This is a genomic window from Paraliomyxa miuraensis (assembly GCF_026337845.1).
Taxonomy (GTDB): domain Bacteria; phylum Myxococcota_A; class Polyangia; order Nannocystales; family Nannocystaceae; genus Paraliomyxa; species Paraliomyxa miuraensis.
In genome coordinates this window covers 82,008-102,369 of record NZ_JAOVZF010000141.1, presented here as the reverse complement: position 1 = coordinate 102,369, position 20,362 = coordinate 82,008, and the positions used below count along the sequence as shown (strand labels likewise).

Here is a 20,362-nt window from a genome sequence, read left to right as displayed (position 1 = left end):
AGCGGCGCCAGGTCAGGGGACCGATCCCTGCGTCGGGTCGTCGGGCTCGAGGAAGTCGTCGTCGAGCAGGGCGGTGTCGAAGACGTGGTGCTGGTGCCGGAGCGCTGCGCCTCGCTCCGAGGTGAGCGCGTGGCAGCGTTCGAACTCGCGCTGGCGGGCCGGGGGCAGGCGTAGGGTCTCGGGATCCGCGACGCAGTCCTCGGCACCTCGGCACTTCCAGCACGCGTCCAGGGCCTCGCAGTGCTGGACGCTGGCCTCTGCCACCTCGGACTCGACGTGCATCAACTCCTGGTGGAGCTCGGCCGGGGGGCAACGACCCATGCTCCACATCAGGGCGCGAAGCTCCATGGATCGAAGCGACGACAGCACATCGAGCTGGTCCCGCGGCAGGTCGAGGATCATCGACAGCAGCAGCTCCCAGCCCTGCTGCGGGATCCGGTGCTTGAACTGCTCCTGGATCTCCTCGAGCTCCATGTCGGCGAGCAGTCCGGCCGCCACCCGTCGGTCGTCCTTCGACACCGACGCTCGCGAGGTGATGAACTGGGCCAAGGAAAGGCGCAGCAGGTCTCGCCCCGCGCGGGTCTCGAAGTCGGCCTTCTCGAGCGCGGCCTGGAGCTGCACCCCCTTGCGCCGGGCGTCGAGGCTGGCCTGCTCGGCCCGCTCGCCGGCCTCGACGGCTGCGAGCCTGGCCTCGTGGGCCCTCTGGCTCTCGCGCTGGGCCTTCCTGGCCGAGAGGACCGCCAGGATGGCCACCACTGCGAAGGTCGCGGTGACCAGCAACAGCAGGACTCGGCGGCGCAGCTCCTGCTTGCGCAGCGACTCGGACCACGCGAGGAACTCACGATCTCCCTCGGTCAGGCGGTCGGGGTTGTTCCGGGCCCACAGGAGCGCTCCGATCAGCGCCTCGGGGCGCAGCAACAGCGCGCGGTCTCGCTTGCCGTCCTCCCACAGCTTGGCCTGCACCTGCAGCGGGTGCAGGTGTGCCTGCTCCCAGCGGTCGTTGTCGTGCAGGATCGGCTCGACGAGCCGATCGTGGCTCAGCTCGAACCAATTGGCACCGGCGCGTTGCTCGGCGCGCACGAGATAGCTGTCGAGCAGCCGCTCGATGTGCCGGTTGTCCAGCCCCGCGCTCGTGTTCGTCTCCTGGCGCACCTGCGAGCGGATCCCCCCCACGATCAGCGTCTCGCCCACCCACTCGCGAATCGAGCGCTCGAGCGCCATGTTCGTCTTGGCGATCGAGCGCACGGCGTCGGCGTAGTAGGCCCCCAGCGCCTCGGACACGCTCGCGTAGGCGTCGATGTCCTCCTCGTCGATGCTGGGATCGTCCTTGGGCATCGCGTCCCACAGGCGACGGCAGACCACCTGCAAGTGTACGGGCTCGACGTGCACGTCTTGTTCCACCACGAAGCTGCCGTCGGGCTGCTGGGTTCGAATGGTGGACAAGTCGCGAATGAGCGCGTCCACGGCGGGGAAGCTGCGACCGCCTTGCCTGGCGAGCTCGACCGCGGCCTCGCGCGCGCCGTCGAGCCCGAGCAGGTCGAGCCGAAACGTGTTGGACAGCTGGGTGGGGAGCTTGTCGCGGTAGGGGGCGAACGCGGCCAGATGATCCTCGCGAATGATGAACAACGCCCAGTAGTCCTCGTGCTCGAGCGCGCGGCCCACCGCCGAGAAGAACGCGTGCTTGGCCTCCACGGCCAGCGGCGCGGTGGTCAGCACTTCCTCGAATTGATCGAACAGCAGCACCACGTTGCGCCCCGCCCGGTGCTTGCGACGGGGACGGGTGCGCAGGTACTCGGCGAAGTCGAGCGCTGCGAGCTGCTCGGGGGAGCGGCGATGGGCGGGGGGCAGCTCGTCCTCGAGGCTCACCATCGCGCTCAGCCGGTAGCGGTTGATGCCCACGGGCACGCCCGGGAGCCCGGTGGGATCGAGGTTGACCCGAATCGGCTTCCACACGTCGAACGACGCCGCTTCGAGCCTGGGGATCAGGCCCGCCTGCACCAGCGAGCTCTTGCCCGCGCCCGACGGGGAGTGCAGCACCACGATGCGGCGGGCCTGCAGGCGGTTGAAGAGCTCGCGGAGCTCTCGAGCTCGGCCATGGAGCGTCTCGCCCTTCTGGATTGGGCGGGGACCAACGAATGGATTGCGGCCGAGGCTAGAAGTCCCATTCATCGTCGTCCTCCTGCGCGGGCGCATCGTCGTCGTGGCCGAGGTCGCCGGCCCGGGCGAGCTCGTCACGCAGCGCGGTCAAGAATTCCTGGGAGCTGCCCCAGAAGATGTCGATGTTGGCTTCCTTGCCGAAGTACTCCGAGAGGAACGCCTTGGCTCCCTCCACGTCGGCCATGCTCTGCAGGTCGGGGTCGAGCTGCACGGCCACGTGGCAGTACTGCTTGAGGCGCTCGCGTCCGGGCAGGTTCATCATCAGGCGGAACAGCACCTGGAAGTGCCAGTCGGTGAGACGAAAGCCGAGGAACAGCAGCGAGTTGTCGACCAACGCGCTCTCCACCTCGGCCGGGATCAGCTTGTCGCTCGCGGTGTGGATCAAGAAGTCGAAGTAGTCGTCGGCGGTGAGCACCAGGCCGTCGTCCTGCGTGGAGCCGAACGCACCGAACACGTGGTAGACGAGCGGCGCGTTGACGGTGGGCTCGGCGATGGGCTGCTCGTCCGCGCTGCGCGGGGCCTTGCGGTAGCGCCAGCGCGTGAGCACCTGCTGGGGCGGTCGGTCGGCGGCTCGCAGCGCGCGCTCGAGCAGCGGGTCGAAGTTGGTGGTGACGTAGAGCGGGGCTCGTAGCTCGGCGAGGATCCGGTGGGGGTCGTCGGCGTCGTGGCGCAGGTGGTCACCCACCAGCGCCAGCAGCTTGCCCAGCTTGGGCCTGGGGTTGTGGGGGGGAATCTCCTCGGGCGGCAGCCAGCCGCGGTGCTGCGCCACGAGGTCGTCGAGCAGCTGGTTCTGGTAGGCCTGCAGCACGTTGTAGCGCGACTCCTTGACGCTCATGTAGCCGGTCACGCGCGGCAGATCGTCGTGCTCGTGGCTCGCCATTGGGTAGTGGGTGGCACCGGCCAGGCGTTGGGCGGTCTGGTGCGACGTGCCATGGGCGGCCTCGTTGAGGCGCGGACCGATGATCGGCACCACCTTGCCGTTGGCGACGGGCAGCAGCAGGCGTCGCCACACCTCCTGGCCTTGCTTGCCGCGAAACCCCGGCGTGTACCACAGTCGGCCCTCGGTCAGGCGGCTGAACAGCGCGGGCATCCAGGCGTCGTCGCGATCACGGACCTTGGCGCGAGCGACGGCCAGGGCGCGATCGATCTGGCCATCGACCAGCAGCTCGGCGAAGAACGCGGGCGCGAACGTCTCGATGGTGGCCATGGTGATGAAGCCCTGCATGGCGATCACCCCGGGGACCCCCGCGTTGGCCAGGCGCCCGGCGAGCGTGGCCTGGGCGGTGGTGCTCGACGAGGCGCCGGGTCGATCGCCGTCGCCGGCGCTCTGGCACGAGGCCAGCACCACCAGGCGTGGGCCTCGCTGCAGCTCGGCGATGGCGCTGGTCAGATCCTCGCCCGTGACGATCGTGGAGGCTCCGGTCTCGTCCTGGAGCACGAGCGCGGGGGTGCCCGTGCGGCGCCCGATCATGCCGTGGCCGACGAAGTAGAGGATGTCGACGCCGCGGCGCAGGGCGTCGAGCAAGCGGTCGAGGGTGCAGGGGTCGTCGGGGCCGCCGAGCACGCGGACGGCGATGTCGGGCAGCGCGCGGCGGACTCGGGTGACCTCGCCCTCGAAGTCGACCGGGGCCAGCTTGGCGCGCGCGAGCGACTCGGGGGTGGGGGCCGAGATGGCGATGAGCGCGTGCAGCTCGGTGCGGGCGCGCAGCGTCACCGGACGCCAGTCCCGCGAGACCATGAAGCGCGACAGCAGGATCCGCTCGGAGGTGCCGAGGGCGGCGCTCGTCTTGGGGTGTCGCAGGAGCTCCCAGCGCAGCGATTGCAGCTCCTGGGCGGAGGGATCGATGCAGACGAGCACGCGCAGGAAGCAGCCGGCGGCCTGGGCCGCGGTGTCGACTTGGACGAAGCGCTGGGTGAGATCCGGGTCGGACAAGAGCTGCTGGGTCAGCGCTTGGCCGTAGTCTGCGTGCCGGGGGTGGAGCCGCTGGAGCGCGTCGAGGTCGAAGGCGGCGGCGCCACGCGTGGGAGCGACCTGAGCCTGGCTCGTCGGGTCTTGGTGGGACAGCTCGACCTGGTAGGTCTCGAGTACGCGGTGGATGGAGATCCGCAGGGTGTAGTACTCGTCGGCCATCACGACCTGCCCGCGCGTCGACGACGAGCCGCTCGTCGCGCGACGGTTGACGGTAGCACGGGCGCCCTGCGTGGGTGATCGAGGGGAGGGCGGTGGTTCGACCGCGCCATCGAGGCCCGTACGCTCGACGAGGTCTTCACCGACCTCGACTGACCATTGCGCGGTACCCTCGCCCCGCGCATGGCCGAGCCCGAGCACCCCGACATCGTCACGCACCCGCACGATGGCCTGGTCAAGCGCTTCCTCGAGCGCCCCGAGGTCGCGGCGGTGCAGCTGCGCACGGTGCTGCCCCCGGCGCTCGTGAGCCGCCTGGACTGGTCGAGCCTCCGCCACGTACCGGGCTCGTACATCGACCCCAAGCTCCGGCCGCGGCACAGCGACATCCTCTACTCCATCGCGCTCGCGAGGAGCGACCCGGGCCCGGAACTCGGCTCCGACCCCACGACGGCTGACGCCGAAGCCGACCCCACGCTTCCTCGCACCGTGCTCGTCTACGTGCTGATGGAGCACCAGTCCTCGCCGCAGCGGATGATGGCGTGGCGCTTGCTGCAGTATGCCTGCCGCGTATGGGAACGCTACGAGCGCCAGCACCCCAAGACCATCGAGTCGCTCCCCCTGCTCGTCCCCTTGCTGCTCTACCAGGGCGCTGACGGCTGGGCCGAGCCGCGCCGGCTCTCCGAGCTCCTCGACGTGCCCCCCGAGCTGCTCGCCGAATTCCCCGCCCCGATCGAGCTGTCGTTCACCATCGACGAGCTGACCGCGCCCGTCGCCGACAGCCAGGCCCGCGCTCGCGCCGTCGCCCTCACGCAGGCGCTACGAACATTGCTCTACCTGGCGTTCCACCCCGAGGAGATCACCGAGGAGCGCCTGGCGCCATTGAGCCCACTGCTGGATACCGTTGGCCGAGAGTGGTGCACGGAGGACCTCCAGGCATGCCTCACGTATGTGCTGTCGGCGTTCGGCTCGGACTCTCGGCTTCGCGATATACTCTACGCGGCCGCCAGTCAGGAGACTCGCAAGGTGTTCGTATCGCTCGCAGACAAGCTCAAGACCGAGGGCAGGACCGAGGGCAGGACCGAGGGCATGGAGCAGATGCTCGTGCGCCTGCTCGAGCGACGGGGCTTGCCGATCACGACCGAAGTCCAGTCGCGGATCACCGCTTGCACCGATCAAGAACGGCTGCAGCGGTGGTTCGACCGCGCCATCGAGGCCCGTACGCTCGACGAGGTCTTCAGCGACCCCGACTGATCAGTGCGCAGGTCTCCCATTCCGCCGCCCTCGTGCGATGCTTCCGGCGTCATGAGCGACCCCGCGCCCGATCTCCGCTCCTTCCTCGAGCTCGTCGCCCGCACCCGCCGTGCCGACTACGTCGAGGTCACCCGCGAGGTCTCCCCCCGCTACGAGACCGCCGCCATCCTCACCGCGCTCGAGGCCAAGCGTCGCTCACCGCTGCTGGTCTTTCGCAACGTGACCGGCACCCACCTGCCCGTGGTCACCAACGTGGGCGGCTCGATGGGCCGCCTCGCCCTCGCGCTCGGCTGCGCACTGCCGGAGGTGGGCGCCCGCTTCGAGCAGGCCGCCGCCCACCGCCATCCCCCCGTGGAGACCACCGACGCCCCCGTGCACGAGGTCGTGCTCCGCGGCTCCGACGTCGACCTCGGCTTCCTCCCGTCGCTGGTCTACCACGCCGACGACACCGATCGCCCCTACCTCACCGCCGCCATGGTGGTCGCTCGCGATCCTCACTCGGGCGTCCAGAACCTCTCCTACCACCGCATGATGATCGCCGGCCCCACCACCACCGGCATCTACATGGAGCCCGGCCGCCACCTCCACGGCATCCACCAGGCCCACGTTGCGCTCGGCCGCCCCATGCCCATCGCCGTGGTCCTGGGCGTGCACCCGGCCATCACCCTCGGGGCGCTCTACGCCGGCCGGGCCGACGAGGACGAGTACGAGATCATCGGCGGCCTGCTCGGCCAACCGCTGCCCGTGACCCGCACCGTCACCGGCACCAACCTGCTCGTCCCCGCCGCCGCCGAGATCGTGCTCGAGGGCGCGGTCTCCATCGACGAGACCATCCCCGAGGGACCGTTCGGCGAGTTCACCGGCTATGGCACCGGCCCCACGCGCACCCCCGTGTTCCACGTCGAGGCCATCACCCATCGTACCCAGCCCTACTTCCAGGACATCGTCAGCGGCAACATGGAGCACCTGCTGCTGTCGTTGCCCGCGCTCGAGCACCGCACCCTCCGCGATGCCCGTGCCGTGGCCCCCGGCGTGCGCCGCATCGCGCTCCCGGCCCCGCTCACCGCCATCGTCTCGCTCGCCAAGCAGGACGACGACGAGCCCCGGCGCGTCATCGAGGCCCTGCTCGGCGACATCTACGCCAAGCACGTGATCATCGTGGACGCCGACGTCGACCCCTCCGACCTGCGCGAGGTGATGGTCGCCATCGCGCTCCAGACCCAGGCCGACACCAAGGTCCACGTGTTCCCCGACCGGCAGGGCACTCCCCTCGACCCCAGCGCCCCCACCGAGCGAGGGCGCACCGCCAAGATGGGCATCGACGCCACCCGCCCGCTGGCGCCCGCGCGCGCCGTCACCCGCAACCGGATCCCCCCCGAGGTGCTCGACTCCATCGATCTCGCGCAGGTCCTCGGCCGCAAGTAACCACCCGGGCTCCCGACGTGCGTGCCGAACGCGTGGCACGGGGGGTGAGCCTCGCTTCGCGAACTTCTGTACTCACCGTCACGCTTTGGACATCGAGATCGAGTGGCCCGTTGGCACCATGTGACCAACGAGCCACGTGTGGGCGTATCATCGGCCCGATGGAGCGCCGTCGATGACGCCGACGCCAGTCGACGTCGACCTCCTCCACGAGGCTCTGCGCCAGGCGCCGGGCTACATCATCATCACCGATGCGCAGATGCGCATCATCTACGTGAGTCGCGTGGCGATGGGCTACAAGCGCGAGGACGTGCTCGGGCGCCGACACGGGGAGTTCGTGTCGGCGGAGCAGCGCCGCAAGCTCGAGCAGGTGTTCGAGCGTGCGCGGGCCACGGGCCAGGCGCAGCACTACGAGACGTTCCTCGATGCCCCCGACGGCCAGCGCTATTACTACTCCAACCAGATCTCCTCGTACGAGGTCGCGGATGGCTCCGGTGGCGGGATGATCTCGATCATGACCGACGTCACCCGGCAGCGCGCCGCCGAGGCTCGCGCCGAGGCGCTGTACCAGGAGCTGCGGGAGGCCTCGCATCGCGCCGGCATGGCCGAGGTCGCGACCCGCGTGCTGCACGACGTGGGACACCTGCTGAACGGCGTCTACGCATCCTCGGAGGCGTTGGCGACCGAGCTCGAGGGCTCCCGGCTGCACCTGCTCGAGCGCACGGTGGCGATGCTCGACGAGCACGAGGGCGGGCTTGCCGAGCTGATCACCGATGAGCCACGGGGCCGCAAGCTTCCCGTGCTGTTGACCGCATTGATCCGCGAGCTGAGGCTCGAGCGGGAGCGTATGCGGGCCATGTCGGCGCGCATACGGCAGCTCGTCGAACGCATGCGCTCGTTCATCGCCAGCCAGCACCGCATCGCGCGGCTCGGTGAGCTCGCCGGACCCACCGAGCCCAGGGGGCTGGTCCGGCAGGCGCTGTCGTTGTTCGAACTCGAGCTCGAGTTCCGTGTCATCGAGATCGAGCTGACGCTCGACGATGTGGGCAAGGTGGTGCTCGACACCAAGGCCACGCTGATGGTGCTCGAGTGCCTGATCCGCAACGCGATCGCGGCGCTGGAGACGAGCGAGCGCCGACGCGTGCTCTCCATTCGCCTGCGCGTCGAGGCGGACGCGATCCACTTCGACGTGCAGGACAACGGCCGTGGGCTCGACCCCGAGGAACTCGCCGGGCTGTTCGCTCGGAACGAGCCTTCGACCGCGCGCAGCGGGCACGGATTCGGCCTGCACACGTCCGCGATCGCGGCGCAGACGATGAACGGTACACTGAGCGCCCACAGCGAGGGGCTCGGTCATGGCGCCTGCTTTCGACTGTCCCTCCCGCGGATCTCCCCTTGAACACCCGAGCAACGAGCGCATCGATGCAGACGCACACGTACCCCCTCGATCTCCTGTCACCCGACTTCGTGCACGACCCGGTGCCCATGATCGACCGCATGCACGCGGAGGCGCCGGTGTTCTTCGATCCACGCGTCAACGGATGGATGGTGGGCAGCTACCGCGTGACCAAGGCGCTCGAGCGAGACCCGCGGATCTCGGCCAAGCGCTCGGCCTACGTCAGCGCCCTGACCCCGCCGCCGCTGCAGGAGCGCGCGGCCCCGCTGGTGGCCTGGTATGCCGAGTGGATGGTGATGCGGGACGGGACCGATCACCGCCGGCTGCGTCGCCTGGCGGCGCATGCGTTCGCGCCGGCCAGCCTCCGCTCGCTCGAGGCCCGCATGGTCGCGGTGGTCGAGCCGATCCTCGACGCTGCGATCGCGCGCGGGGAGATGGAGCTGCTGAGCGAGCTGGCGTTTCCGCTGCCGCGCACCATCATCTGCGAGATGCTGGGGATCCCCGACGAGGACGCGGGCCTGTTCACGCAGTGGGCTCCCAACATCAACAACCTCCTGTCGGCCAGCCTCGGCACCGAGGAGATCATCGACGCGGTGGCGGCCGCTCGCGCGCAGATCCAGGAGTACTTCGTGGCCGCGATCGAGGAGCGACGCAAGGCCCCCCGCGAGGGCGAGATCCTCAGCGGGTTGGTGCAGGCCATCGAGGGGGACGACACCTTGACCGTCGACGAGATCATCGACCTGGCGGTGTTCATCATGATCGGAGCGTACGACACCACCACGTACCTCATCTCCAACGGGCTGCAGCTGCTGCTGCGCGACCCGGAGCAGGTGGCTCGGGCGCGGGGCGACGCGTCCTCCAGCGGTGGCCCCAGCGGTGGGCACATCGACGGCTGGATCGACGAGACCCTGCGCTGCGATCCGCCCATCACCGTCAACACCCGGGTGGTGGCCGAGGGGTTTTCGCACGAGGGGCATCGCTTCGAGCCCGGGCAGATGGTGTACTTCGTCTCGGCGGCCATCAATCGCGACCCCGAGCACTTCCCCGATCCCAACCGCTTCGACATCGAGCGCGACAACGCGGGGGACCACGTGTCGTTCGGCTTCGGCCCGCACTACTGCATCGGCGGGCCGCTCGCGCGCATCGAGGCTCGCGTGGCGTTTCGCACCTTGCTCGCGCGCACCCGTGAGCTTCGCCTCCCCGAGCAGACGCTCGAACGCGCCCCGACCATGCTCCTGCGGGGCTGGAAGTCGCTGCGGCTCGAGCTGACGTAGCGTGCGCCCTCCACGGGCTCGCTCCGCGTGACCCCTCGCCTCGGATCCGGCATGCTCCCCCCGATGAAGACCTACGAGACGGACGTCCTGGTCGTCGGCGGAGGGGGAGCGGCCACGGCCTCGACGATCGCTGCCCACGATGCCGGCGCCCGCACCATGCTCGCCGTCAAGGGCCAGTTCGGCGTCCCCGGCGTGCGCGGAGCGGGAGCCACCAGCAACCCCAAGGCCGACTTCTGGACCATCCGCACCGTCGGCCCCAAGGGCGGCCTGTTCAACCCGCCCGATCTCACCTACCAGGACATGCTCCAGGCCGGCCTGGGCCTGGCCGACCCCGCCCTGTGTCGCATCTTCGTCGACGAGGTCACCGAGGCCATCAAGCGCCTGCGCAGCATGGGCATGCGCTTCCAGAGCAAGATGCTCGCCACCATGCCCGCGACCAAGGAGAGCAAGGGCACCAACAACATCGTCCAGATCCAAAAGGCCGTGATCGCCGGCACCAACACGCAGGTGCTCGAGCACGCCAACCTCACCGATCTCATCGTCGACCAGGGGCGCTGCCGTGGCGCCGTGGGCATCGACGACGAGGGCAACCCCTTCGTCGTCCACGCCGGCGCCGTGATCATGGCCACCGGCGGCGTGGGCCAGCTGTTCAAGTACTCCTTCAATCCCCCCGGCAACACCGGCGACGGCTATGCGATGGCCCTGCGCGCCGGAGCGGCGCTGTTCAACATGGAGTTCATGCAGCAGGGCCTGGCCACCACCTGGCCCACCCAGTGCATGGTGATGCTCTACGAGATGGAGGAGCCGTATCGCCTGCTGAACCGCCACGGCAAGGCGTTCCTCGCCGACTACCTCCCCGACGGCCTGTCGGTGCTCGACGCCTCCAAGCTCAAGGCCTACCACTGGCCGGTCAGCTGTCGTGACGCCGCGATCCATCTCGATCGAGCGATCCACGGCGAGGTGCTCGCCGGCCGCGGTACCGAGCACGACGCCGTGTTCCTCGACCTCTCGGGCACCCAGCGCGGCTTCCAGCCCGAGGTCTTCGATGCCTACATGAAGGAGAACGGCCTGGACATCGGCACCGATCTCCTCCAGGTCCAGCTCCACCACCACACCAGCAACGGGGGGATCCGCATCGACACCGACGCCCAGTCGCCGTTCGTGCGCGGCCTGTTCGCGTGCGGCGAGGCGGCGGGATGGCAGGGAGCCGATCGCCTCGGCGGCACGATGCTCGGCGGCTCGCAGGTGTTCGGCTGGCGGGCGGGCACCAAGGCGGCCGAGGTGGCCCGAGAGCGCCCGCAGGGCGACTTGCACCCCGACGACTTCGAGCGCCTGCTCGGCGAGCGCCTGGCTCGGCAGCGCGAGGCCAAGGGCGGCACGCGTCCGCAGGTGCTGCATCGTGCGCTCCAGCAGGCGATGTGGGAGCGCTTGCTGGTCGAGAAGGACGCGCAGCAGCTGGCCCAGGCCCAGCGCTTCATCGACGACCAGCGCGGCCGCATGCACGAGGACCTCCAGATCGCCGAGCCCTTCGACCACGTGCTGGCGTTCGAGCAGCGCAACCTGCTCGACGTGGCGGAGGTGATCACCCAGGCCGGCACGCTTCGTACCGAGAGCCGTGGTTCGCACTACCGCGCGGATCATCCCGAGCGCGACGATGCCCACTGGCTCGCCAACATCTTCGTCAGTCGTGACGCGCAGGGCGAGCTCGTGCTGCGCAAGCAGTGGATCAACGAGGAGGTCGGCTGGGAGGACCAGGGCCGGATCCGCATCATGCCGTGGGGCTGACGCGCGGGGAGGGGACCGCGGCTCACAGCACCTGCCGCAGGGCCGCCCGGACCGAGTCCAGGTAGCCGCGGCCAAACAGGTTGACGTGCACGAGCAAGGGGTAGAGCTGGTAGAGCGGCACTCGCTGCTCCCACCCGGGGGCCAGCGGCCAGGCCTCGGCGTAGGCCTCGAACGTGCGGGGCGAAAAGCCTCCGAACAGTCGCATCATCGCCAGGTCGATCTCCCGATGGCCGCCGTAGACCGCGGGATCGATGAGCACCGGGGCACCGTGCGCGTCGACGAGGAGGTTGCCGCTCCACAGGTCTCCGTGCAGTCGAGCTGGTGGCTCGGTCGGCCCGCAGCGCTCGGGGAGTCTGGTGGCCAGGCGATCGAAGTCGTGGCGCAGCGCCGCGTCGCACAGGCCCTCGCGCTCGGCTCGCTGCAGCATCGGCAGCAGTCGGCGCTCCCAGTAGAAGCTCGGCCAGTCGTCGCCGGGCGTGTTGTCCTGTCGTAGCCGCGCGATGAAGTCGTCGTGATCGAGCCCGAACGAGGGCGGCGCGGCGCGATGGAGGGCCGCGAGGCCACGGCCGAGCGCCTGTGCCGTGTGCTCGGTGGGCGCCCCGGTCTCGACGAGCTCGAGCGCCAGGAACGGGGGGTCCTCGCCCACCGCGAGCACGGTGGGAATTCGCAGCACGCCCGGCTCGGCCAGCCATCGCAGGCCCCTGGCCTCGACGGTGAACGTGTCGCGCTCGGCTCCGCGTCGGGCCTTGACGAAAGCGCGCCGCGGGCCGTCGGCGGTGGTGAGTCGCACCGCCCAGGCCTCGTTGATGTCGCCTCCACCGAGCCGCTGCGCATCCGTGATCGAGCCCCCGAGAGCCGCTTGCAGGGCAGGGCCCAGCCCGGGATGCAGCGCGGCGGTCCCGTGGTGGGCCCTAGCCGTCACGCCGGGCCTCGGATGGCGGAGACAGCCGGGTCAGCAGGCCCTGGCAGGCCGCCATGCAGATCTCGAACACGCGATCGAAGCCATCCGGTCCCCCGTAGTAGGGATCGGGCACCTCGGCATCGGAGGGCGATGCGGGGTCGAAGCTCCGCAGCAGCGAGACCTTGGCGCGCGCGGCCTCGTTGGGCGCCAGCCGCAGCAGCGCGCGCTGGTTGTCGAGGTCCATCGCCAGCACGTGGTCGAAGCGATCGAAGTCGCCGCGTCGAAACTGCCGTGCCCGTCCGGGCAGATCCACCCCGCGGGCCCGCGCGGTGGCCAGCGAGCGTCGGTCGGGTCGCTCGCCTTCGTGGTAGGCGGCCGTGCCCGCGCTGTCGATCTCGAACTCGTGCTCGCGCTCGGCCGCGGCCACGAGGTGGCGGAAGACGCCCTCGGCGGTGGGCGAGCGGCAGATGTTGCCGAGGCAGACGAAGCAGACGCGCGTGATGGGCATGAGCGGGGGCAGCCTACGAGCGAGGGCCGGTCTCGACCGCGGTCGTGGGCTCGGCGGCGTGGGTGCTGCGCCACCACAGGAACGCAGCGGTTCCGGCCAGGCCCACGATCACCACGATCAGCAGCGGGACCCAGATCGAGCGCGACGTGCCCTCGGGTCGCGGCGCGGGCGAGCGCATCTCGGGGCGGCGCAGCTCGGCCGCCTGCATGCCATGGCCTGCGAATGCCTCGCTCATCGACGCGACCGGCGACTTCTGGGTCGAGGTCAACGCTCCCCCGTCGCTCGCGGACGAGGGGGCATTGCGCTGCGTGCGGGACATCGGATCCTCTCCTCCCCACCCCATGGGCCCCTTGGGAAACTCCTGGTTGGGGTTGGCCAGCATCGAGCGATCGAAGCGAGGGATCGCGAGGGTGCGAGCGCCTTCGTCGACCTCGCTGCGGCCCGGTGTGGCCGGTAGCGGGACGGATGATTGTGCCGGTGGCTGCACGAACGGCACGGAAGGCGCCACCTCGGTGTGCATGACGCCGTGTCCCGACCACGGATCGGGCCCGTGCGGCAGCGGAGGCGCCCCGCCGGCGCCGAACTGCGCGATTGCCCGGGCCTGCTCGGCCGTCATCGCCATCGTGCGGTCGGCTGCCGCGGGCGCCTGCGACTTGCTCCGGCTGTCGAACGGAGACAAGGCGGGCGTCGACGGGCGCCGACCGGGTCGGATCTGGCCGGTGGGCGCGCGGGGTCGCGAGCCGGCGCCCGCGGTCATCGTGCGATCGGTTCCCCCTCCGGGCGGAGGCTGTGTCACGTTCGCCTCGGGCGTGGCCGACGATGGCGACGATGGCGACGATGGCGACGACGGGGTGGTTGCGCTGGAGGCCGCCAGCGGCGACGAGGAGCCCCCCGGGACCGTGCGTCCGCTGCGAGCGGGCAATGGACCGCTCATGCCACCGGCCGTGCCCCGCAGGGTGCGGCCGCTCTGCGCAAACGGGGCAACGGCGCCGAACGGCGGGGCCACGGGTCCCGAGCCCGCGCCCTCGGGTCGGGTCGGCGCGTCGGAGGGCGATGGACGGGGTCGATCCGAGATCGGACCGTGTCGCTTGTTCGCAACGGCGCGGGGGTTGGCCACGGGTGAGGTCGTCGCGTCCGGCTCGTCGCCGTCGGGCAGTTCCACCGTGACGTCCGTGGACGAGGGGCGGCGCTTGGTCGCCATGCCGCGAGGAGGCAGCCGCAGACGACCCCCGGCTGGGCGCGGCCCCGTCTGCGGAGGAGGGGCCACGGCCGCCCTGGCTCCCCGTGCGGGCCCTCGCACGGCTCCCCGTGCTGCTCCTCGTGGTTCGATGGGGGCGACCCGACGACTCGTCGTTCCGGTGACCTCCGTGGATGGGCCCGTCGAGCGGCCGTTCGCGCGCGGGGGAGGTCCGGTCGGCACCAGGGTGCGTGCGTCGGGGTTGCGACGGTTGACCTGCGTGTCCTCGTCGTCCTCGAAGTTGCCCAGCGAGGTGGACGAGCCGGACTCGTCGGCCGCATCGAGCCCGTCGTCCTCGAGGTCCTCGTCGTCGTCCCACGGATGGGGTCGCTCGCCGCATAGATCGCGGATGTACTCGCCCAGCCCCTCGGGCGAGGGCGCGAGGTTGCGGGCGGCAGCGAAGCGCAGCAGGTCGTCGCGCAGCGCCAGCGCGGTGGGATGGCGATCGCCCGGTCGCGGCCCCAGCGCTCGCATCACGATGTGCTCGAGGTCGGCCGGGTAGTCCTCGACGCGGGTCGAGGGAGACTCCACCTGCCCGGTGAGGATCTGATGGAGCACCGCCAGCTCGTTGTCGCCGCGGAACAGCCGCGTCAGCGTGGTCATCTCGTAGAGCAGGATGCCGATCGCGAACACGTCGCTGCGGCGATCGACCGGCTCGGCGCGGCACTGCTCGGGCGACATGTACGAGGCCTTGCCCTTGAGCATCCCCGCCTGGGTCACGTGGGTGGCCGCGGCGGCCTTGGCGATGCCGAAGTCGACGATCTTCACCTCGCCATCGAACGACACCAGGATGTTGGTGGGGGAGACGTCGCGGTGGACGATCCGCAGGTGCTCGCCGTCCTCGTCGACCTGCTCGTGTGCGTAGTGGAGCCCCTCGCACACGCCGAGGATGATCTGGACGACGTGCTCGAGCGGGATGTCCATCTCGACCTTCTGGGCGGCCTTGATGATGGAGCGGACGTTCTCCCCATGGACGTACTCCATGGTGAAGAAGTAGTCGTCCCCGTCCTGCCCGAGGTCGTGGACGCGAACGATGTTGGGGTGGTCGAGGGTCGCGGCGAGGTAGGCCTCGTCCCGGAACATCCGCACGAACTCGGGATCCTCGGACAGGTGCGGGAGGATCCGCTTGAGCACCACGATCTCGCGGCGCCCATCCTCGTACGTGGAGCGGGCGAGGTAGATCTCGGCCATGCCGCCCACGGCGAGCCGCCCGAGGACCTCGTGGCTCGCACCGTGCACCCCTTCCGCCGGTATGCCTGGCGCGTGTCCCTGCGACTGGTGCACCACGATGCTCGGGCCGATGCTATCCCGCGCGTCGTCACCACGGCAAATCAGGTGAAGTGTCGGTAAGGGTGCGCAGAGCTGCTCTTTGGACCCCCTGGGCGCTGGGCCAGGCTCATGGTCGAGCCCGGCCCTCGTCTCGTGCCAGCGGCCAGGCCCCAATTGGGGGGATATCCGCCGTTTCGCGGCATCGGCGGCCAATCGCGCGCAGGCGCGAACCGCCCCCGTGCGAGCCGTTGCACGGGGCTACGGCTTGCGAAACCGCAACGTCATCCGGTCGCTCTCGCCGATCTCCACGTACTTGGCCTTGTCGGTCTCGCCCAGGGTCAGCGTGGGCGGTAGCGTCCACACCCCCTCGGCGTAGTCCTTGGTGTCCTTGGGGTTGGCGTTGATCTCCGAGGCCTCCTCGAGGGTGAAGCCGGCCGCCGTGAAGCGCTCGACCACCCACGGCTGGGGCAGGTAGCCCTTGTCGGCCGACTCCTCGGGCTTGGCGTCGTCGTTGGCGCGGTGCTGCACGATGGCCGCGACCCCGCCGGGCTCGAGCGCCGCGTGAATCTTCTTGACGTTCTCGTCGAAGACCCCGCGGTTCACCCACCCATGGAGGCCGCGGACCACCAGCACCATGTCGGCGCTGCCATCGGGACCGAGGTCGAGGGTCTTGTTGTCCTTTTGCACGATGCGCTCGATCTTCCCGTAGGCCGAGGGCGAGCGGGCCATGAACGCCTGGAAGCGGCGGGCGTAGAGGGTGGTGCCCTCGTCCTCGGGCCCGGCTGGATCGTAGTCGGTGACGAGGAGCTTGCCGTGCTTGGCCAGCACGGGCGCCAAGATCTCGGTGTACCAGCCCCAGCCCGGGCCCACCTCCACCACGGTCATGTCGGGCCGCAGGCCGAGGAATGCCAGGGTCTCGGCGGGATGGCGGTACGGATCGCGCTCGACGTTGGTGGGGTGGCGGTGCTTGCTGGCCAGCACGGCGGTCAGCGCCTCGCTCGCGTCCTTCCAGTCGGACTCGGCCAGGCGCTTGGCCTCGGCCTCGACCTCGTCGGTCCAGCGGGTGGCCTCGGCGGTCTTCCATTCCTCGAGCTCGGCGAGGCCCTTGGCGACTCGAGCCTTGCGCTCTTCGGCCTCCTTGGCCGCATCGTCGGCGGCCTTGGTGTCGGGCGCCTTGGTGTCGTCGGCCTTGGCGTCGGCGACCTTGGCATCGTCGGCCTTGGCATCGTCGGCCTTGGCATCGGCGGCCTTGGCATCGGTCTTCTTGGCGTCCGCCTTGGCGTCGGTCTTGCCGCCATCACAGGCGACCGTGAGCAGCAGGGCGGTGAGGAGGGGAGCGATCCTGGGGTGCATGGCGGGCGGGGTTGTAGTACGACCCGGGCCCATCACGCCATCGTGGTCTTGGTCTCCTCGATGCGCGTGAGCAACGCCGCGGCGAGGCGTGCGAAGTCGTCGCGGCAGCGCAGGACGGCGGTCGCATGGGCTCCGGTCGCGCCGTCCGCTGGGCGCAGGTGGAACATGGGCTTGCGGGCATCGCGAGCGAGCAGCGCAAGGCCGGGGTAGGGGCGCATGCTGCCGAGACACCAGGGATCGTCCGCGGTGGTCGTCGGCTGCTTTGCGTCTCGAACCACCGCGTCGTGGTACTCCGTGGGCACCTGCCGCAGCCACCGATCGTAGGCGAGGACGGGTCGAGCGAGGCGCATGGCCGCCTGCATGACGACGTAGCCGAGCGGCATCAAGCGGCCCTCGGGCAGGCCGAGTCGAAGCCCGGGCTCGGGTCCGTGCTTGGCCTGGTGGGTGACGCGTTGCTCCCAGCCGAGGCGCCATTCCGCGAGCGCCAGGCCAAGGCTCCGTAGCCCTTGCACGGCGAACAGATCGGGCGCGATCGGGATCACCGTGACGTCGGCGGCAAGGAGCGCTGCACGATTGATGGCACCGAGGTTCGGTCCCGCGTTGATCAGCACGATCTCGGTGTCGTGTGCCGCGGTGGCGTGCTCGATGACGCGATGGAACACCGACAGCTCGCGCAGCGATGCCTCGTCGCGGGCTCGTTCCCATTCCCAAGCCGCTGCCAATGCCTGCTCGATGCTCGAGAGCCCCAGATCGCCCGCGACCAAGCCGAGCCCGTCTCGGAGTGGCTCGACGTGGACCTCGCCAGCATGCCGGTCCTGAGCAAGGAGCTGTCTCACCCCTCCCATGATCGTCAGCGAGTGTGCAGGCCCGGTCGACCACAGGGCTTCGAGCCGCTCCTCCGACACGCACATGGCCGTGAGGCTCGACTGCGGATCGAGATCCACGATCAACGTACGTCGTCCGAGGTCCGCCAGCATGTGGGCGAGGTGGAACACGAGAGTGGACTTGCCGCCACCGCCGTTGTTGTTGCAGAAGGCAACGCGAGTCACGAGCGGGCCCTCACGGTGACGCCGAAGTTGCTGGATCCGAAGGTGAACTCCGGCTCCGGGTTGCCGTTGTCCCTGCATGCCTTGCGCGCCAGGGGAACGCCGAGACCGAATCGCTGCACGAAGCCGAGCACGTGCAGCGCACCGGCCACCGTGGGGTTGCGGTAGTCGTTGCCTCCAGGCTGGCCGAAGGACGCCTCCGTGGCCCTCCCGAACAGCCCTCCGGGATTGTGGATCTCGATGCGATCGGAGAACCAGTACCACTGCACGGGGGCGTTGCTGGTCTCGTAGTTGCGGTGCATGACCGCGTTGCGCAGCAGCTGCTGCATGGCGTCCATGGGGTAGTCGGGGCTGCGCCGTTCGACCGTGGAGCCCGTGATGGTGGTCGCAACCCGGATTCGGGCGGACGTGATCTCATCCATCGCACGGAGGACCGTCGGAAGCGATCCCGTCAGCTCCTTGCGATCGACGATGGGATCGGTGAGCTCGACTCCATCGATCTGCAGGAATTGCACGTAGGCTCCGGGTAGGTACGTGGTGGGTTCGCGACCCAGGATCAACATGCCCGCGACGTTGGGCACGCCATCGGGTGATGCGAGGTGGAGCGCTGCGAGCTGCTCGGGGAGCGAGCGGCCATTCTCCCGCAGTGCCTGGGCATCGATTGCGTTGGGGAGGTAGTCCTGCTCGAAGAACCGAAGATCCAGCTCCTCGAGCGCTGCCCCCGAGATGGGGCGCTGATCGAAGGGGCCGTCCCATCCACGGCGTCGTTCGTTGAGGACGCGCTCCTCGTCCCTGGTGGCGGTACCCTTGCGTGGCCCGGATCGTACGCACACCCGACCACGCAGTCGCACGGGGGGCTCGTGCGAGGGATGCACCTCGATGACCGCCACGTCCCTTCCTTGCAAGGATGCTTTGCGTACGTTCATCACCGGAAAGGGCAGGATGTTGCCGCTGCTCCGGATGTCGGTGATCGCACGTAGGAGTTCATCGGTCACGGCCAGCCCCGTCGGCTGGCCGGTCTTGTCGGTCACTCCGATGAGCACGTAGCCAGGTTGCCCAGTGCCCGGCAGGTCGTTGGCGAACGCGCAGATGGCCTCCTCGATCTCGCTCTTGACGCTCGTGAAGGAGGCCTTCCGCTCGACTCGGAAGCTCTCCAGATCGGCCGCGAGCGCAGCCAGGTCCTCGGTGTCGACCATGGGCGACGAGGATAGTATCCCCTTCCCACGGGCGTGCGGGTCGACGTCGCTCGGGGCGGCGCACAGGCGGCGCAAGGGCGGCGCGGCCCGCTATCCGGGGCGAACGGACAGCAAGCCCGCCAGCGCGTCGCGGTAGGCCTGGTCCGACGCGGGTGGTCGTCCAGTCGAAGCTGCGCACGTCGAAGGCCTCGGGCATCGGGACCTGGGCCGGGACCAGCTCGTGCCCGAACGCGACCACTTCCCGTCCCGCGAGGTTGGTGCCGGGAGCGCACTCTGCAAGGTCCCACCGCAGCAGCGGCTCGGGCTCCGATGCGGGGATGGGGGTGCCGACGGCCACGACGATGGCTCCCGGATGCACCTTCTGCGACCACCCCCACTCGCTCACCTCGACCGGAACCTGCCCGATGGTGATCCGGCGCGGCTCGAGGGCGGGCCGCGCCGTGAAGCGAGAGCAGTAGAGGGTGCCGCGAAGCCCGGCTCGACCAATGAGCACGGTCTCGGCCGGTGGCGAGGGACGAGTCCCGGTTGCTCGAGTGGGTTCGACCCATTGGGCCGGGATCGCATCATCGAGCACGTCGACCGCAATGCTCGGTCGTGGCGCCTCGAGGTCGAGCGTCCGTCGTACCTCCCAGCGTAGCCTCGCGAGGGCGTCGTGGGGCAGACCTCGCGCATGCAGTCCCTCGTCGACCTCCCGCCTGAGGCGATCGTGGTACGTCGAGACGGCCGAGGTGGTGAGCCGAATTCGCATGTCGAGCCGGGAGGTCTCCCGGGGACGCATCATCACGAGGACGAGCCGTGAGGACTCGTCCGAGTCGCTCGCGCGCCGACCGAGCGCGTTCACCAGTGCATAGGCATGGGGGGCAGCCAGCCGTCCGCTCTCGTGCGAGGGCGGGACCCACTGGCCTCCTCCCGTCATCCAGTCGACGGCGTTGAAGATCCCCTCGAGCAGAGTGCGGCCCCGCTTCATCTGGCGGGACCCCGAGAGCCGCTCGAGTCTCTCGAGCTCTCCGGTGAGGTGAGCGGCCCGTTGCTCGGTGAACGGGAGCAGCTCGAGCTGCCGGTCACCGGCCCAGACCTCGAGCTCCACGCTCGGCCCCAGGGAGCGGTGGTGGGAGTCGTGGTCCACGCTCAGCACCACGACGTCCTCGTCGAGGGCCCGGGGGACCACCAGGTCGGGATCGGAGCCGAGGAGCGCGGCTCGCGAGACGACGTGCACGGTCACCGAGGGGCGGAGCGCTCGGGCCACGCTCGCCGCCACCACCTCGCGGTCGTGCTCGAGCTCTGCGGCCGCGCCACGGCCGAACGCGGCGGCCCGCATGGCGTCGTTGTACTCCTCGTTGCGAATCAGCCGCTCGATGGAGGGCGTACACGCCAGGGAGAGGGGCATCGAGAGCAGCGCCCCGAGCCCGAGCGCGATGGCGGGCTGCATCACGGCCATG

The 20,362-nt window shown here is 70.0% G+C and carries 14 protein-coding genes; 5 read left to right on the top strand and 9 right to left on the bottom strand.

The genetic code is table 11. The features are described 5' to 3' along the window. Positions 1–12: 12 nt before the first annotated feature. Both OEB96_RS09125 and OEB96_RS09120 read right to left on the bottom strand, forming a co-directional pair. A complete protein-coding gene (locus tag OEB96_RS09125; protein WP_266215116.1) occupies positions 13–2,169 on the bottom strand; it encodes an nSTAND1 domain-containing NTPase in 2,157 nt (718 codons plus the stop codon). Continuing rightward, positions 2,153–4,288, bottom strand: a complete 2,136-nt coding sequence (locus tag OEB96_RS09120; RefSeq protein ID WP_266215115.1) for a CHAT domain-containing protein — start codon at positions 4,286–4,288, stop codon at positions 2,153–2,155. The genes OEB96_RS09125 and OEB96_RS09120 overlap by 17 nt, the downstream gene beginning before the upstream one ends. A 180-nt stretch (positions 4,289–4,468) precedes the next feature. Here OEB96_RS09120 and OEB96_RS09115 point away from each other — a divergent pair, with 180 nt between their 5' ends. From OEB96_RS09115 to OEB96_RS09095, 5 genes are all read left to right on the top strand, one after another. Beyond that, positions 4,469–5,536: an Rpn family recombination-promoting nuclease/putative transposase gene (locus OEB96_RS09115; protein ID WP_266215114.1), complete on the top strand. Its 1,068-nt coding sequence runs from the start codon at positions 4,469–4,471 to the stop codon at positions 5,534–5,536. 51 nt (positions 5,537–5,587) lie between these two features. Beyond that, complete coding sequence (locus tag OEB96_RS09110) at positions 5,588–6,961, top strand: UbiD family decarboxylase (RefSeq protein WP_266215113.1); 1,374 nt, start codon at positions 5,588–5,590, stop codon at positions 6,959–6,961. Between the two features lie 172 nt (positions 6,962–7,133). Beyond that, on the top strand, positions 7,134–8,357 hold the full coding sequence (locus OEB96_RS09105; protein WP_266215112.1) for a PAS domain-containing sensor histidine kinase: 1,224 nt from the start codon (positions 7,134–7,136) through the stop codon (positions 8,355–8,357). A gap of 23 nt (positions 8,358–8,380) precedes the next feature. Further along, positions 8,381–9,628 (top strand): cytochrome P450, encoded by a 1,248-nt coding sequence (locus OEB96_RS09100; RefSeq protein WP_266215111.1) that lies wholly within the window; start codon positions 8,381–8,383, stop codon positions 9,626–9,628. Positions 9,629–9,691: 63 nt separating this feature from the next. Next, positions 9,692–11,413 carry an FAD-binding protein gene (locus OEB96_RS09095; RefSeq protein WP_266215110.1) on the top strand — a complete coding sequence of 574 codons (1,722 nt, stop codon included), beginning with the start codon at positions 9,692–9,694 and terminating at the stop codon, positions 11,411–11,413. Between the two features lie 22 nt (positions 11,414–11,435). On the opposite strand, the gene OEB96_RS09090 is transcribed toward OEB96_RS09095, so the two are convergent. From OEB96_RS09090 to OEB96_RS09060, 7 genes are all read right to left on the bottom strand, one after another. Next, positions 11,436–12,335, bottom strand: a complete 900-nt coding sequence (locus OEB96_RS09090; RefSeq protein WP_266215109.1) for a fructosamine kinase family protein — start codon at positions 12,333–12,335, stop codon at positions 11,436–11,438. Next, on the bottom strand, positions 12,325–12,822 hold the full coding sequence (locus OEB96_RS09085) for a low molecular weight protein-tyrosine-phosphatase (protein WP_266215108.1): 498 nt from the start codon (positions 12,820–12,822) through the stop codon (positions 12,325–12,327). Before OEB96_RS09085 ends, OEB96_RS09090 begins: the two co-directional genes overlap by 11 nt. Positions 12,823–12,835: 13 nt before the next feature. Next, on the bottom strand, positions 12,836–15,298 hold the full coding sequence (locus tag OEB96_RS09080; protein WP_266215107.1) for a protein kinase domain-containing protein: 2,463 nt from the start codon (positions 15,296–15,298) through the stop codon (positions 12,836–12,838). A 288-nt stretch (positions 15,299–15,586) separates the two neighbouring features. After that, positions 15,587–16,681: a class I SAM-dependent methyltransferase gene (locus tag OEB96_RS09075; RefSeq protein ID WP_266215106.1), complete on the bottom strand. Its 1,095-nt coding sequence runs from the start codon at positions 16,679–16,681 to the stop codon at positions 15,587–15,589. 32 nt (positions 16,682–16,713) lie between these two features. Next, on the bottom strand, positions 16,714–17,730 hold the full coding sequence (locus OEB96_RS09070; protein WP_266215105.1) for a ParA family protein: 1,017 nt from the start codon (positions 17,728–17,730) through the stop codon (positions 16,714–16,716). Then, positions 17,727–18,830 carry an ATP-binding protein gene (locus OEB96_RS09065; protein ID WP_266215174.1) on the bottom strand — a complete coding sequence of 368 codons (1,104 nt, stop codon included), beginning with the start codon at positions 18,828–18,830 and terminating at the stop codon, positions 17,727–17,729. The genes OEB96_RS09070 and OEB96_RS09065 overlap by 4 nt, the downstream gene beginning before the upstream one ends. Next, positions 18,712–20,361 carry a hypothetical protein gene (locus tag OEB96_RS09060; protein ID WP_266215178.1) on the bottom strand — a complete coding sequence of 550 codons (1,650 nt, stop codon included), beginning with the start codon at positions 20,359–20,361 and terminating at the stop codon, positions 18,712–18,714. The genes OEB96_RS09065 and OEB96_RS09060 overlap by 119 nt, the downstream gene beginning before the upstream one ends. Position 20,362 lies beyond the last annotated feature (1 nt).